This is a genomic window from Deinococcus aerius (genome assembly GCF_002897375.1).
GTDB lineage: Bacteria > Deinococcota > Deinococci > Deinococcales > Deinococcaceae > Deinococcus > Deinococcus aerius.
This window is the reverse complement of sequence record NZ_BFAG01000019.1, coordinates 59,232-71,857: the sequence shown is the minus strand read 5'-3', so window position 1 is coordinate 71,857 and position 12,626 is coordinate 59,232. Positions and strand designations below refer to the sequence as shown.

Sequence of the window (12,626 nt, the reverse complement as noted above, 5' to 3'; positions counted from 1 at the left end):
GCCGCGCAGCCGCGACATCTCCTCCTGGCTCACGCTGTCCACGTAGGCCAACCCGCGACGAATGAGTTCCTCGGCGTACTCGTAATACCGCTCGTAGTAGTCCGAGGCGAAGTAGAGGTGGTCGCCCCACTCCCAGCCCAGCCAGCGCACGTCGCGCATGAGCCCCTCGGCGAACTCCATGCTCTCGGCCTCGGGGTTGGTGTCGTCCATCCGCAGGTGGCAGCGCCCGCCGAAGTCCAGCGCCGTGCCGAAGTCGAGCGAGCACGCGAAGGCGTGGCCGAGGTGCATGTAGCCGTTGGGCTCAGGCGGAAAGCGCGTGACGATCTGCGGGTACTTGCCCGAGGCGAGGTCGCGCTCCATGATCTCGGTGATGAAGTTGGGGGCCACGCGGGAGCCGGAGGCCGCCTCACCCCCGCCCGCGTCGCGGGGAAGGGCCGTGCTGGGGAAAGAATCGGGCGCCGTCATGGGGTCAGGATAGCGTTCCCCCTCCCAGCGCCTCACGGTCTGCCCTGGACCTGGGCGCTACGGTGGCCCCATGACCCTGCCCGTCACCGTCCGCCGCGTGACCGACCCCGAGGACCCCGCACTCGCCGCCTTCGGCCAGATTCAGGAACAGAGCTACTACGCGCCCGACATGCTCATCCCCCCACAGGCCTTCCCGCACCTCGTGGCGGGCGGGGGCCGGGGAGAGCGGCGCGACCGCATCCTGGTCGCCGAGGACGCCTCGGGCCAGGTACTTGGCGGCACCGTCTACCACCTCCTGCCCGAGGCGGGCTTCAGCTCCTTCGTGGCGGTGGCGAGGGAGGCGCGGGGCCGGGGCGTCAGCCGCGCCCTGCACGCGGCGAGGCTGGAGGACATCCGGGCCCACGGGCTCAGGGGTCTCTTCGCCGACAGCGTCTTTCCCGGCCGCGAGGACGCCGCCGACCGCGAGGCCGAGGCCCGGGTGGGCACCGACCCGGTCGCGCGACGACGCGCCCTGCACGCCCTGGGTTACCGCACCGTGGACGTGCCGTACTGGCAACCCGTGGGCGGCCCGAACGGCGGCCCCCTGACCGACCTCGACCTCATCTACGACCCGATGGACGGCGCGACCACCGTGCCCACCCGCCTCGTGACCTCCACCCTCCGCGCCTACTGGGGCGCCTGGCTGGGCCAGAGCCGCGCCCGGAGAGAAGCCGAAGCCCTGGCCGAGCGGGCGGGAAGTGACACCCTGGCCCTGCTACCCGCGACGGAAACGCCGACGTACTGGCGGGGAAAAGGAGTGGAGCAGTAGAAGGGCCGGCTGACGCCTGCCACCCCCCACCCCGCCTCCCCCGCCGGGGGGAGGAGCAAGTGCGCCGAAGCTTCTGTTTTCAAAGCCGTGTATTGTGGACGGCCCATTCCTGCCAGCAACTTGCTCTCGCACCGCCTTCACCACGTCGGCTCGCGCAGCGAGACGGTGGGCACGCGGCTGAGGATGCAACAAGATCAAACCTTGCGCGTTGAGCAGCACGACCACGGGCGCGGCGGGCGAGCCCTTTGCCGAGCGCAGCGGAAAGCTCCCCCCTACCCCCACCGGGGGTAGGGGGGCTGGGGGGGTGGGGGTAAGCCGCAGCAAGACGCCCTGCCCCAAAAAAACATCACGCCCCCAACCGGAAGCGTGACTCCAAAGCATACGCCTCAAGCCGCAGGCTGCTCGTTCCCCGCCTCCGCCTCGGCCGCCCGTCGCCCCCGCGCGGGACGCTCCGGCGCCGTCTCAGCCGCCCCGGCGCCCACGGGAACACCGATCCGCGCCAGCGTCTCCCCGAACGCCCGCATCGCGTCACTCGCCTCCAGCTCCGCGACGGCGCGGGCATTGAGCGCCTTGAGTTCCTCCCGCGTGACGGCGTACTCCGGCGCGTCGTGGCCCTTAAGGGTGCGCAACACGCTGTAGGCATTGCCCGCCTCGATGGTCGCGCCCTTGCTGGTGGTGACGCTGGGGTCGGTGGTCATGTCGCTGCCGACCAGCGTGATCGCCTCGGGCGAGATGAGCGTGACCCGGTCGCCCCGCTCCTCCATGTGCGCGGCGAGTTGCAACAGCCCCCGCAGATGCAGCATATGCGTGAACAGGTCGAGGTGCGCGAGCATCGCCCCCGCTTTTTTCAGCAGTGTGTCCATAGCTCGTATTTTTCTGTTTTTGGCAGAATTGTCAAGTCCGCTTAGGCTTAACACTTGAAGATTTTCGCGCGCTGACAGAACGAGGGCCTCTTAAAAAGACGCAAGGAGGGGAAAGACTCCCCTCCCTGGGCCGGTGAACCGCTCCTCAGTTTCGAATCTGGGCTCGGGGTGCCAGCGTCAGCTTGACCTCGATCTTCTTGCCGTCCCGCAGCACCGTGAGGGTGACGGTCTGGCCCGGCTGGTAGCGGCGGACGGCGTACTGGAAGTCGGAGAAGTTGGCGATGGGGCGGCCGTTCACGGCAGTCACGATGTCCCCCGAGGTGCGCTTGCCGTTCTGGTCGAAGGCGAGGGGCCGCAATCCCGCGCGGGCGGCGGGGCTGTTGCTGGAGACGGAGGTAAAGAAGGCGCCCGGCGTGTCCCCCAGGTCGAGGTCGAAGGCGTCGCTGAACTCCTTGAAGTTCTCGGCGGGCAGCGCGAAGGCGAAGTCGAGGCGGGTGTCGAGGCCGATGCCGATCACGGGGGCGTCCCGCTTCACGCCCTGGCGCAGGTCGGCGAGGGTCTGGCTCGTGCGCGTAACGGGAACGGCATAGGCGGTGATGTTCCCCCCCCCGGCGCTGGGCGCGCCGATCCCCCGTCTGGACCCGCCCACGCTGATGTAGCTCACCACGCCCATGACCTCGCCGCGGGCGTTGATGATCGGCCCGCCGCTATCCCCCGGGATGAGCTGCGCGTTGAGTTCCAGGGTGCCGGGCGGGAAGTCCGCGCGTCCGGCGTCGCTGTCCAGCCCGGTCAGCCGCCCGGTCTTCGGGGTCAGGAAGGCTCCGCCGCCGTTGCCGATGGCGAGCGCCGGGTCACCCACGGCGGGTCGGGCGCTGGCGAGCGGCATAGAGGGCGTACCTGCGGGCACGTTCACCTTCAGCAGGGCGAGGTCAGCCTGATCGTCGTAGCCGATCACCTGCACGGTGTAGCGCTTCTTGTCGAGCGTCACGGCGCTCAGGCGCTTGGCCGCGAAGACTACGTGGTAGGCGGTGAGCGCATACCCGTCACCGATCAAGAAGGCGGTGCCCACCCCGTCCGGCTCGGTGCAGTCGTTCACGGGGCAGTCCTCGATCCGCAGGGTCGCGGGGCGCAGCTTCTGGTACAGGGCGCGCAGGCTCGCCTTCTCGCTGGCACTGAGGGGGGCGGGGGTGTTCGCCTGCCGCTGGGCAGGGGTCGTGGGGGCGGCGGTCTGGGCGGACACGGTGGCGCCGAGCAGCAGCGCCAGCGACAGGGTCAGACCGCGCGTGGCGGCCCTCCAGGCTGCGTTCATGCCTCAGTCTGATCGCTCGGGCGGGATACGTATGTGCCGCGAGTTCCGTTCCTGAACCACCGGTGCCTGGGGGCGGAGGGCAACCCGAGTTTGCGCTCGACCAGGCCGCCCAGCCGCGACAGGATGCCGGGACCACTCCAGCCGGTCACGCAGGCCGCCGCCAGCAGCAGCGCGGGGGCGGGGGCGGGCCGCACCAGGACCGTGAGCAGCGCCGTCACCGTCAGGGCCGCGATTCCTGCCGCCATGGAGAGGGCCGCCACCTGCCGCAAGCGGGGCAGGACGGCGCGGGCGAGCTGCCGGGCGAGCTGGGTCACGGCCCCCGCGGTAAAGGCGACGCCCAGCAGCGGCGTGAGGCCGGAAAGGGGAGTGGGGTCGGTCATGGAAACCTCCTCTGGCAAAGGGAACGGGAAGGCGGGGCGGGAGGAGAACGACTGGGGGGTAGATACGCCACCAGCGTAATATGTCCATAGTTATAAAGTCAAGACTGGAGATTCCAGTTGTGCGAATCCTCACACCGTAGACTGGCCCCATGACTTCCCCTTCTCCCCTTTCCGACCTGCATACCTGGTTGCGCGAACGGCGCGACGCGCTGGGGCTGCGGCAGGACGAGGTCGCCCGGCGCACGGCGGCGCACGGCGGCGAGGCGGGCACGGTCACGCAGCCCTACCTCAGCCGTCTGGAACGGGGGGTGCGGCCCCTGAGTGCCCTCACGCCCGCCCGGCAGGACGCGCTGCGGCGGGCGCTGGAGATCAGCGCGGGCGAATGGGTGGCGCGGACCGGGCTGCCCCTGCTCTCGCGGGAGGGCAGCGACGACGCGCTCACCGCCCTCGAACTGTTCCGCGTGCCCGTGCGTGCCCTCGCCACGGCGGGCCTGCCCCTGACGGAAGATTCCAGCAGCGTCATCGACATCGAACTCGTCCCGGCGCGCGAACACCGCCCCGGGATGCTGGTGCTGGAGGTGCAGGGCGACTCCATGACCGAGCCGGGGGGCGGCGGTATTCGTCCGGGCGACCGCGTGTACGTGGACCCCGGCGACCTCGACCTGCGCGAGGGCCGGGTCTACGTGCTGCACGTGCCCGGCCTGGGCCTGACCGTCAAGCGGCTGCGGCGCTACGGCGACCACGTCTGGCTGACCAGCGACAACCCCGACCATCCCCCGGTGCGCCCGGAGGAGGCGACCATCGTGGGCCGGGTGTACTACCACCAGCCCCGGGGAACGCGGCTGTAGCGGGGGCGCTACCCTGGGCCAGATGACCGCCCCCCTCACCCGCGTCTTTGTGTACGGCACCCTGATGCCCGGCGAGCGCAACGCCGATGTGGCGGCACGGGGAGGCCGGTTCGAGGCCACCCCCGCCCGCCTCCCCGGCTTCCGGCTGCTGCACCTCCTGCCGGAGGCGTACCCAGCGGTCGTGCCCGGCGAACCCCATGAGGAGGTGCGTGGCTATGTCCTGACCTACCCCCAGGACGGCTGGGACCGTGCCCTGCACTTCCTGGACACGCTGGAGGGTGTTCATGAGACCCCGCCGCTGTACACCCGCGAGCAGGTATCGGTCACGTCAGAAGACGGGGAAAGCGTCTCAGCCTGGGTCTACGTGTATGCCCTCGCCGCACGCCTCCACCAGCCCGGCGTGCTTCCCGTTCCCGGGGGCGACTGGCGCCATCTGCCCGACCGGGCACGGCCCTGTCCTGGCGACCGCTAGCCACAAAAAAACCACCCCGGAAGGTCCAGGGTGGCGGGGGAAGAGCGAACTTCAGCGGATGACGCGCTGGCCGCGGCGGATGCTCAGGCGGTCCGTCAGGGCGATGTACTCGTCGTAGTTGGTGCGCTCCAGATACTTCAACAGGCGGCGGCGCTGGCCGTTGAGGAGTTGCAGGCCGCGCTGGCCGTGCTTGTCCTTCTGGTTCTCGGTCAGGTGGCGCGACAGGTTGTTGATGCGCTCGGTCAGGAGCGCGACCTGCACGGCGGTGCTGCCGGTGTCGCTCGGGCTCTTGGCGTAGGTCTGAATGGTCTGCTTTTTGTCGATCACGTGGTACCTCTCTTGTTATGAAGTCCCGCTCGCGGCAGCCGGGGCGAAAAAGACAGCCGGACCCCACCGCTCGCGGCGGCAAAGGGGAGCTTAGCACAGAACTCGCCCTTGACAAGAGGCGCCCTCCCCCCTAACATTTCTTTCGCCCTTCACCCTGCTCGGGTGGCGGAATTGGTAGACGCGCACGTTTGAGGGGCGTGTAGGTTTCCTGTGTGGGTTCAAGTCCCATCCCGAGCACCATAGCGCCGCCGGAGTGTCGAAGCTCCGGCGGCCCTGCTTTGGTCTCCCCTGTTCAACGGTTGGCCTTGTGCTACACTCCGCCTCGCATTGCTGGCGCAGCGCAGCGGGAACGCCTGAACCTGGTCAGGGCCGGAAGGCAGCAGCCATAAGGGATGATTCCCGGGTGCCGCTGCTCACCGGCAATGCTTTTTTGTTGCCGTGGCAGCATCAAGCATGATCTGCACCCGAGCCGCGACGCTGGACGACGCGTCCTCCATCAGCCGCATCTACAACCAGGGCATCCGGGACCGGGTGGCGACCTTCGAGACGCGGGAACGCAGTGAGGCGGAGGTGCGGGAGCGGCTGAACGGCCCGCATCCCGCTGTGGTCGTGGTGGACGAGGCCGGGGAGGTCGTGGCCTTCGCCTGGAGCGGCCCCTACAGCGACCGCCCGGCTTACGCGACCATTGGGGACCACGGCGTCTACGTCGCGCGGGAGGTCCGGGGGCAGGGGTACGGCGAGGCCGCCCTGCGCGCGTTGATGAACGCGGCACGCGAGGCCGGGCTCCACAAGCTCACCAGCCGCATCTTCACCGACAACGCGGCGAGCCGCCGACTGCACCTGCGCTGCGGCTTCCGCGAGGTCGGCGTCCACCTTCGTCACGCCCGGCTGGACGGCGAGTGGCGCGACGTGGTGATTGTGGAGGCGCTGCTGGACGAATGAACCCTCAGGGCAGCAGGAGCCTACGTGCCACCTCCAGGAAAGGGGCACCGAGTTGCGGCAGGCCGTGGTGGCCCAGGTAAAGCCCGGTGGAGACCCGCTCCAGGTAGGCCCATTGCCAGACGGCCTCGGCCCCCGCTCCCGCCGCCCGCGCCATCTGCTCGCACCAGGCCCGCAACTCCGACTGCGGCCCTGACGAAGCCAGAAGCCGAGCATTCCAGCCTCGCAAGGCCACCCCGAGGTCGTACTCCGGCTCGCACCGGAAGCCCTCCGGGTCCACGAACACGTAACCGGTCTCCGCGCCCGGGCGGCTGGCCTCGACGGGCAGCAGATTGCCCACGTGGGGGTCACCGTGGACCAGGACCTGCCGGGCAGGGTCACGGGCGGCCAGCCTCTCCCGGGCGTACCGCAGCGCCTGATCCACCACGGCCCAAAGCTCCGGGTCCTGCGCCGTTCCGGCCAGGTCGCGCACCAGGGCGAGGAGTCCGGCGGCCTTGTGCTCCGGCGGTTCCGGCAGGGACTGGCCGAGTTCCGCCGTTCCCTCCCAGGCCTGCACCAACGTCCCGGCGAGGACGTTTAACACGGCGGGCACGTCGTCCACCGTCTCTTCCATCGGCGGCCCGAGGGACTCCATGAGGAGGGCTCCCCTGCCCACGTCATGCGCGAACACCTGGACATAGCCCTGTCCCCGCGCGGCAACGAGGGTCGCCATCTGCGTTTGCAGAACGGGCTCCGGCAGGGCCAGCTTGAGGACGGCCCGCCCACCATCCGCGGTCGCCACCCGGCACACATAGGAACGGCTGCCGCCGGGCAGCACCTCGCCCCTTCGCAGGCCCCACTCGCGGCATTGGTGTTTGGCGGCGTCCGGCAGCGAATCGAGCCACAGCCGACCGGGAGCGCCGAGGCTCTCCGCGTAGGCCCGCACGGCGGGCTGTGCCGTGACGGGGCCGGCTCCTTCCAGGGTCACACCTTCCCTTCCTCAGCGCGTCTTCGGAATCAGCACCAGCGACTGCGTCTCCTTCACCACGGCGAGTTCGCGCAGCCGCTCGGGGTCGAGGTCGCCCGATTTCGCCAGCGTCTCGGCCTTCTTGCGGTCGATCACGGCGACTTCCAGCGCGGCGGCGTCCCCGAACACGTCGCGGAAGTGGTCGACCGGATACTCGACCCGGCGCGAGACCTTCAGCTCGGCGCGGTAGAGGTCAGTTTCGGCCCGGGCACCCGAGGCGAGCGCGGCCTTGATCTGCGCGGCCAGGGCGTCGCGTTCCACCTCCAGCCCCTGCAAGGTGTCGCGCAGGGTGGCGTACCGTTCCAGCAGGTCTTGCAGGGTGGCTTCCTCGGTGGGGTGCAGCGGCGCCGTCATGGCTTCAGCCTAAAGCAAGAGGAGTTCGCGGGACGGGGCGCCCACCACGCTCCCCCCTCAGGTGGGCCGCGCAGTGAGCGAGGCCTCGGCCTCCTCCAGCAGGGCGAGCAGGTGCCCGACCGTGCGGTGGGCCTCCAGCGGGTGCCGCAGGTGGAAGCCGGGGTTCACCGTGTACGTGTTGCGGCGGCCCTGACGGGCGCGCGTGAGAACGCCCGCCTGCTCCAGCTCCCGCACGATGCGCTGCACGGCGCGCTCGGTAATGCCGACCCGCTCCGCGACCTGCCGCAGGGTGCTGCCCGGCTCCCGCACCAAGCACAGCAACACGTGGCTGTGGTTGGTCAGGAAGGTCCATTGGCTGTCAGGGACGGGATCAGTCATGGGTGGGGTGGGAACCGGCGGGTGGCGAGGCGAGCGGCCCCCGCTTCTGTCACGACTGTACATAGTCCAAGGAGCGAAATCAAATACACGAAAGGTTTTTCGCTATCATCTCCTCAGCCATGAGGCCCGATTCCTCAAGCTCGCAAGGAGAACCCATGAACACGACTGTCTCCCAACCCCAGAACGCCGACGCGCCCCACTCCACCCTCACGCCCATCGCCGTCGCGCCCGGTGACGGCATCGGCCCCGAGATCATGGGGGCCACGCTGCGGGTGCTGGAGGCGGCGGGAGCCCGCATTGAGCCCCATCCGGTCGAGGTGGGCAAGGAGGTCTACCTGCGCGGCGTGAACTCCGGGGTCGCGCCCGAGGCCTGGGAGGCCATGCGGCGCACCGGGGTGCTCCTCAAGGGGCCGATCACCACCCCGCAGGGCGGCGGGTACAAGAGCGTGAACGTGACGCTGAGGAAAGCATTGGGCCTGTACGCCAACGTCCGCCCCGCCCGCGCCTACGCGCCCTTCGTCGCCACCCACCATCCCGGCATGGACCTCGTGATCGTGCGCGAGAACGAGGAGGACCTGTACGCGGGGATCGAGCACCGCCAGACCGACGAGGTGTACCAGTGCCTGAAGCTGGTCACGCGCGACGGCTGCGAGCGGGTGATCCGCTACGCCTTCGAGTATGCCCGCGCCCACAGCCGCCGCAAGGTCACGGCGATGAGCAAGGACAACATCATGAAGCTCACCGACGGCCTCTTCCACCGGGTCTTCGACGAGGTGGCGCGGGAGTACGCGGACATCGCGGCCGACCACATGATCGTGGACATCGGCGCGGCGCGGCTGGGCGCGCGGCCCGAGAGCTTCGACGTGATCGTGACGCTCAACCTCTACGGGGACATCCTCTCCGACATCGCCTCGGAGGTGGCGGGGTCGGTGGGCCTGGGGGGCAGCGCGAACATCGGGGGGAGTGTGGCGCTCTTCGAGGCGGTCCACGGCAGCGCCCCCGACATCGCCGGGCAGGACAAGGCCAACCCCAGCGGCCTGCTGAACGCGGCGGCCCTGATGCTCACGCATATCGGGCAGGGCGACGTGGCCGCGCGGGTGCTGAACGCCTGGCTGCGGACGCTGGAGGACGGGGTGCATACGGCGGACATCGCGGGGGAACACACGACCCAGCAGGTGGGCACCCAGGCGTTTGCCCAGGCCGTCATCGACCGCCTGGGCCAGATGCCGCAGCGTCTGCCCGCCGTGAGTGGGGAGGCAGCTTCCCAGATTCAGGTGCAGCTCAAGCCCAGGACCCGCGCCGAGAAGGTGCTGGTGGGCACCGACGTTTTCCTGGATTGGCAGGAGGCTGGCCGCCAGCCGGACGTGCTGGGCGCCCAGCTCCAGAAGGCCGAGGGCACCGACTGGAAGCTCGACATGATCTCCAACCGCGGGGTGAAGGTCTGGCCGCAGGGCCTGCCCGAGACGACCTGCTCGGACCACTGGCGCTGCCGCTTCCTGTGGCAGGGGGCGCGGCCCCTCACCCACGCCGACGTGCTCTCGCTGCTGGCCCGCGTCTCGGAGGTGGGGCTCGACTTCGTGAAGACCGAACACCTCTACACCTTTGACGGCCAGCTCGGTTACACGGCGGGGCAGGGGCAGTAGCCAGGCCGAGTCGGGAAGGCTCAGGGGGCCGGGGGCGAGCGACCTGACCCCCGGCTCCCGCCCCCGCGTTTAGACGGGTGCTACCCGGGGCACACCTCTTTTCAGGTGGCCGTTCTAGGATGGCCGGGTGAACGACCCGGCGTCCGACCTGCCGCCCGCCCCCCTGGCCCCCGACCTCGAACGGCGGATTCTGAACGCCATTCGCCGGGGCGCCAGCATGCAGGACATCGCGGAGTTGCGCCCTGGCCGCATGGCCTCGCCGGAGGACGCGATCCAGGCCCTGCAAGAGGGGAACGCCCGCTTCTTCTCCGGCCAGGCGACCCGGCCCGAGGCCGACGCCAACCAGCGCCGCGCGCAGATCATGGAGCAGTCGCCCTTTGCGGCGGTCCTGGCGTGCAGTGACAGCCGGGTGCCCGTGGAGATCGTGTTCGACCAGGGCCTCGGCGACCTGTTCGTGGTGCGGGTGGCGGGGAACGTGGTGGCCGAAACGGGTCTGGGCACCCTGGAGTACGCGACCGAACACCTCGACGTGCGCCTGGTCGTGGTGATGGGCCACGAGGGCTGCGGGGCCGTCGCCGCCGCGCTGCTTCCCGAGGAGCAGGTCGCCCGCGAGCCCGAGAACCTGCGCCGCCTGATCGAGCGGATCCAGCCCTGCGTGCGGGACATGCCCCCCATCCGCGACAAAAAGGCCCGGATGCGCGAGGCCGTGCTGAACAACGTCCGCTGCCAGGTCGCCAGCCTGCGCGAGCAACCCGTCATCCAGGCGGCCGAGGCGCGCGGGCAGATCCGGGTGATCGGCGCCTTCTACGAGATCGGCTCGGGGGCGGTGGACTTCCTGATCGAGGAGGAGGACCTGCGGCCCTGAGCCGTGCGGCGGGTAAAGTGGCCCCATGCCGTCCCCCCTTCCTGTCCTGACGGGCGAGCAGGTGATCCTGGCCCGGTTGCGCCGCGAGGACGTGCCCGAACTCGCCCACTACTTCCACAATCTGGAACTCACCACCTACCTGGGCGGCTCCGGGGTGTCGTACAGCCTGGAGGACGAGCAGGCCTACTTCGAATCGGTCAGCCGCAACAACCCGTCGCAGGTGACCTTCGGCATCTACGAGCGCACCTCCGGGCGGCTGATCGGCGGGGTGGACCTGCGCGACATCAACCACCGCCACGGCACCGCCGAACTCGGCATCAGCGTCCACGACCCCGACGCCTGGGGCGGCGGCTTCGGCTCCGAGGCGACCCGGCTGATGGTGGCGTACGGCGTGTTCCACCTGGGGCTGCACAACATCCTGCTCAAGGTCTTTTCCTTCAACACCCGAGCCATCCGCGCCTACGAGAAGGTGGGGTTCGTGGTCTGCGGGCGGCGGACAGGGACAGTGCGACTGGGCGGGGAGCGGTACGACACCATCTTCATGGAGATCACGGCGGAGCGGGTGGACACCTCCGCCCTGCGCGCCCAGATCAGGCTGCTGGAGTAAGAGCAGAGGATGACCTCCAATGCCCGCGAAAGGCTGTCCCAGCTTGGCTTCCAACTGGTCGGGGAATGGACCTTGCGGCACGAAAAGCTGGTAATTCCCTCTGGTCATGACCTGCTTCAGGCGCAGGGCGGCGTCCTATACGCATTCCTCGACGAGGACACGCTCCTTTACATCGGCAAGTCGAAAAACCACCTTGCGATGAGACTCCAGCGGTACCGAACCCCAGGGAAGAGTCTGGGGAGTACCAATACGGAGCTGGAGCTAGCTATTCGCCGGAGGCTTTTGCAAGGGCGTAGAATTTTCATTCTGGCCTTCCAGAGAACTGATACAGCCCTTTACCCAGGCTACGTGCTCGACCATGCTGCGGGTCTCGAAGACAGCTTGATCAAGCAGTTCAGTCCCCCATTAAACGGCAAACAACGGCGAGGCGGGTAGGGCTGTGGGCTGACGTGCGCCCCGGCGACCTCCCCCTGGCTGTTGAGCCTGCCCGCCCGTCACCGGACTTCCAGAGTCTAGCGGACGGGCCGCGCTAGAATGTCCGGTGTTACGCGCCCCCAGCTTCCAGGTGGGCGCGTCTTTCAAGGAGACACTGAACATGGCCGGTCACAGCAAGTGGGCACAGATCAAGCGCAAGAAGGGCGCGAACGACAAGAAACGCAGCGCGATGTACTCCAAGCACATCCGCGCCATTCAGGCGGCGGTGCGCTCCGGGGGCAGCGGCGACCCGGCGGGGAACCTCAGCCTGAAAAACGCCATCGCGGCGGCCAAGGCCGACACGGTGCCCGCCGACAACATCGAGAACGCGATCAAGCGCGCGGTGGGCGCGGCGGAGGGGGCCGCCGAGTACAAGGAGGTCACCTACGAGGGCTACGGCCCCGGCGGCACGGCGATCTTTATCGAGACGCTGACCGACAACGTGAACCGCACGGTCGCCGACATCCGCGCGGTGTTCAACAAGCGCGGCGGCTCGCTGGGCACGAACGGCTCGGTCGCCTGGCAGTTCGAGAAGAAGGGCGTGATCCTGCTCCCCGACACCTCGGAGGCCGCGCAGGAGGCCGCCATCGAGAACGGCGCCGAGGATATCCAGGAGTCGGAGGACGGCCTGGAGATCAGCACCGCCCCGAACGACCTCTACACCGTGCAGGACGCGCTGGCGGCGGCGGGGTTCAAGCCCGAGAGCGGCCAGATCACGATGATCCCCACGAACACCGTGGCCGTCAGCGGCGACGACGTGCGCAAGCTGATGACGCTGATCGACGCGCTGGAAGACCTGGACGACGTGCAGAACGTGTACTCCAACGCCGAATTGCCGGAGGGCGTGGAGGCGTAAGCGAAGGTTGAACCGTAGCGTCACTTCTCCAT

General features: G+C 69.2%; 17 protein-coding genes, 1 tRNA gene and 1 other RNA gene. 11 read left to right on the top strand and 8 right to left on the bottom strand.

From position 1 onward, the window contains the following. A partial coding sequence (locus tag DAERI_RS20110) for a glutamate--tRNA ligase family protein (protein WP_235610483.1) occupies window positions 1-465 on the bottom strand: 465 nt, incomplete at its 3' end. Window positions 466-535: 70 nt separating this feature from the next. Here DAERI_RS20110 and DAERI_RS20105 point away from each other — a divergent pair. Then, window positions 536-1,273: a GNAT family N-acetyltransferase gene (locus DAERI_RS20105; protein ID WP_103131227.1), complete on the top strand. Its 738-nt coding sequence runs from the start codon at window positions 536-538 to the stop codon at window positions 1,271-1,273. 386 nt (window positions 1,274-1,659) lie between these two features. On the opposite strand, the gene DAERI_RS20100 is transcribed toward DAERI_RS20105, so the two are convergent. The 3 genes from DAERI_RS20100 to DAERI_RS20090 all read right to left on the bottom strand — a co-directional run bounded on the left by DAERI_RS20100 (window position 1,660) and on the right by DAERI_RS20090 (window position 3,825). Next, entirely contained in the window at window positions 1,660-2,136 is a 477-nt protein-coding gene (locus DAERI_RS20100) for a multidrug DMT transporter (protein WP_103131226.1), read from the bottom strand. Between the two features lie 145 nt (window positions 2,137-2,281). Then, entirely contained in the window at window positions 2,282-3,445 is a 1,164-nt protein-coding gene (locus DAERI_RS20095; RefSeq protein ID WP_103131225.1) for a S1C family serine protease, read from the bottom strand. Beyond that, entirely contained in the window at window positions 3,442-3,825 is a 384-nt protein-coding gene (locus tag DAERI_RS20090; RefSeq protein ID WP_103131224.1) for a hypothetical protein, read from the bottom strand. The genes DAERI_RS20095 and DAERI_RS20090 overlap by 4 nt, the downstream gene beginning before the upstream one ends. Window positions 3,826-3,974: 149 nt before the next feature. Between DAERI_RS20090 and DAERI_RS20085 the strand changes: the two genes are divergently transcribed. Further along, window positions 3,975-4,673 carry a helix-turn-helix domain-containing protein gene (locus DAERI_RS20085; protein WP_103131223.1) on the top strand — a complete coding sequence of 233 codons (699 nt, stop codon included), beginning with the start codon at window positions 3,975-3,977 and terminating at the stop codon, window positions 4,671-4,673. A 22-nt stretch (window positions 4,674-4,695) separates the two neighbouring features. Next, entirely contained in the window at window positions 4,696-5,145 is a 450-nt protein-coding gene (locus tag DAERI_RS20080) for a gamma-glutamylcyclotransferase family protein (RefSeq protein ID WP_103131222.1), read from the top strand. A 51-nt stretch (window positions 5,146-5,196) separates the two neighbouring features. Here the strand turns inward: DAERI_RS20080 and rpsO are convergent, their stop codons facing one another. Next, window positions 5,197-5,472, bottom strand: coding sequence for a 30S ribosomal protein S15 (gene rpsO, locus DAERI_RS20075; RefSeq protein WP_103131221.1), 276 nt, complete (start codon window positions 5,470-5,472; stop codon window positions 5,197-5,199). Window positions 5,473-5,628: 156 nt separating this feature from the next. On the opposite strand from rpsO, the gene DAERI_RS20070 reads away from it, so the two are divergent. The 3 genes from DAERI_RS20070 to DAERI_RS20060 all read left to right on the top strand — a co-directional run bounded on the left by DAERI_RS20070 (window position 5,629) and on the right by DAERI_RS20060 (window position 6,414). Then, window positions 5,629-5,712, top strand: a tRNA-Leu gene (locus tag DAERI_RS20070). Between the two features lie 87 nt (window positions 5,713-5,799). Then, window positions 5,800-5,898: signal recognition particle sRNA small type (gene ffs / locus DAERI_RS20065), an RNA gene on the top strand. A 27-nt stretch (window positions 5,899-5,925) separates the two neighbouring features. After that, window positions 5,926-6,414, top strand: coding sequence for an arsinothricin resistance N-acetyltransferase ArsN1 family A (locus DAERI_RS20060; RefSeq protein ID WP_103131220.1), 489 nt, complete (start codon window positions 5,926-5,928; stop codon window positions 6,412-6,414). A 4-nt stretch (window positions 6,415-6,418) separates the two neighbouring features. On the opposite strand, the gene DAERI_RS20055 is transcribed toward DAERI_RS20060, so the two are convergent. The 3 genes from DAERI_RS20055 to DAERI_RS20045 are packed head-to-tail and all read right to left on the bottom strand — an operon-like array spanning window position 6,419 to window position 8,149. Then, window positions 6,419-7,378 carry an aminoglycoside phosphotransferase family protein gene (locus DAERI_RS20055; RefSeq protein WP_103131219.1) on the bottom strand — a complete coding sequence of 320 codons (960 nt, stop codon included), beginning with the start codon at window positions 7,376-7,378 and terminating at the stop codon, window positions 6,419-6,421. 12 nt (window positions 7,379-7,390) lie between these two features. Next, complete coding sequence (locus DAERI_RS20050) at window positions 7,391-7,771, bottom strand: hypothetical protein (protein ID WP_103131218.1); 381 nt, start codon at window positions 7,769-7,771, stop codon at window positions 7,391-7,393. Window positions 7,772-7,828: 57 nt separating this feature from the next. Beyond that, window positions 7,829-8,149: a helix-turn-helix transcriptional regulator gene (locus DAERI_RS20045; protein WP_103131217.1), complete on the bottom strand. Its 321-nt coding sequence runs from the start codon at window positions 8,147-8,149 to the stop codon at window positions 7,829-7,831. Window positions 8,150-8,304: 155 nt separating this feature from the next. Here DAERI_RS20045 and DAERI_RS20040 point away from each other — a divergent pair, with 155 nt between their 5' ends. From DAERI_RS20040 to DAERI_RS20025, 5 genes are all read left to right on the top strand, one after another. Beyond that, complete coding sequence (locus tag DAERI_RS20040) at window positions 8,305-9,792, top strand: NADP-dependent isocitrate dehydrogenase (RefSeq protein WP_103131216.1); 1,488 nt, start codon at window positions 8,305-8,307, stop codon at window positions 9,790-9,792. A gap of 127 nt (window positions 9,793-9,919) precedes the next feature. After that, the gene (locus DAERI_RS20035) at window positions 9,920-10,657 is read left to right on the top strand and encodes a carbonic anhydrase (protein WP_103131215.1); all 738 of its coding nucleotides are present in this window, start codon (window positions 9,920-9,922) and stop codon (window positions 10,655-10,657) included. Window positions 10,658-10,682: 25 nt separating this feature from the next. After that, window positions 10,683-11,264: a GNAT family N-acetyltransferase gene (locus tag DAERI_RS20030; protein ID WP_103131214.1), complete on the top strand. Its 582-nt coding sequence runs from the start codon at window positions 10,683-10,685 to the stop codon at window positions 11,262-11,264. Between the two features lie 9 nt (window positions 11,265-11,273). After that, a complete protein-coding gene (locus tag DAERI_RS22170; RefSeq protein ID WP_133162088.1) occupies window positions 11,274-11,699 on the top strand; it encodes a GIY-YIG nuclease family protein in 426 nt (141 codons plus the stop codon). A gap of 160 nt (window positions 11,700-11,859) precedes the next feature. Beyond that, entirely contained in the window at window positions 11,860-12,594 is a 735-nt protein-coding gene (locus tag DAERI_RS20025) for a YebC/PmpR family DNA-binding transcriptional regulator (protein WP_103131213.1), read from the top strand. Window positions 12,595-12,626: the final 32 nt, after the last annotated feature.

Excerpts from the sequence above, each read along its gene's own strand:
- DAERI_RS20085 (WP_103131223.1), top strand. The coding sequence starts at position 3,975 with ATGACTTCCCCTTCTCCCCTTTCCGACCTGCATACCTGGTTGCGCGAA.
- DAERI_RS20105 (WP_103131227.1), top strand. The coding sequence starts at position 536 with ATGACCCTGCCCGTCACCGTCCGCCGCGTGACCGACCCCGAGGACCCC.
- DAERI_RS20040 (WP_103131216.1), top strand. The coding sequence starts at position 8,305 with ATGAACACGACTGTCTCCCAACCCCAGAACGCCGACGCGCCCCACTCC.
- DAERI_RS20045 (WP_103131217.1), bottom strand. The coding sequence starts at position 8,149 with ATGACTGATCCCGTCCCTGACAGCCAATGGACCTTCCTGACCAACCAC.
- DAERI_RS20025 (WP_103131213.1), top strand. The coding sequence starts at position 11,860 with ATGGCCGGTCACAGCAAGTGGGCACAGATCAAGCGCAAGAAGGGCGCG.
- DAERI_RS20030 (WP_103131214.1), top strand. The coding sequence starts at position 10,683 with ATGCCGTCCCCCCTTCCTGTCCTGACGGGCGAGCAGGTGATCCTGGCC.
- DAERI_RS20080 (WP_103131222.1), top strand. The coding sequence starts at position 4,696 with ATGACCGCCCCCCTCACCCGCGTCTTTGTGTACGGCACCCTGATGCCC.
- DAERI_RS20095 (WP_103131225.1), bottom strand. The coding sequence starts at position 3,445 with ATGAACGCAGCCTGGAGGGCCGCCACGCGCGGTCTGACCCTGTCGCTG.
- DAERI_RS20100 (WP_103131226.1), bottom strand. The coding sequence starts at position 2,136 with ATGGACACACTGCTGAAAAAAGCGGGGGCGATGCTCGCGCACCTCGAC.
- DAERI_RS20050 (WP_103131218.1), bottom strand. The coding sequence starts at position 7,771 with ATGACGGCGCCGCTGCACCCCACCGAGGAAGCCACCCTGCAAGACCTG.
- DAERI_RS22170 (WP_133162088.1), top strand. The coding sequence starts at position 11,274 with ATGACCTCCAATGCCCGCGAAAGGCTGTCCCAGCTTGGCTTCCAACTG.
- DAERI_RS20060 (WP_103131220.1), top strand. The coding sequence starts at position 5,926 with ATGATCTGCACCCGAGCCGCGACGCTGGACGACGCGTCCTCCATCAGC.
- DAERI_RS20090 (WP_103131224.1), bottom strand. The coding sequence starts at position 3,825 with ATGACCGACCCCACTCCCCTTTCCGGCCTCACGCCGCTGCTGGGCGTC.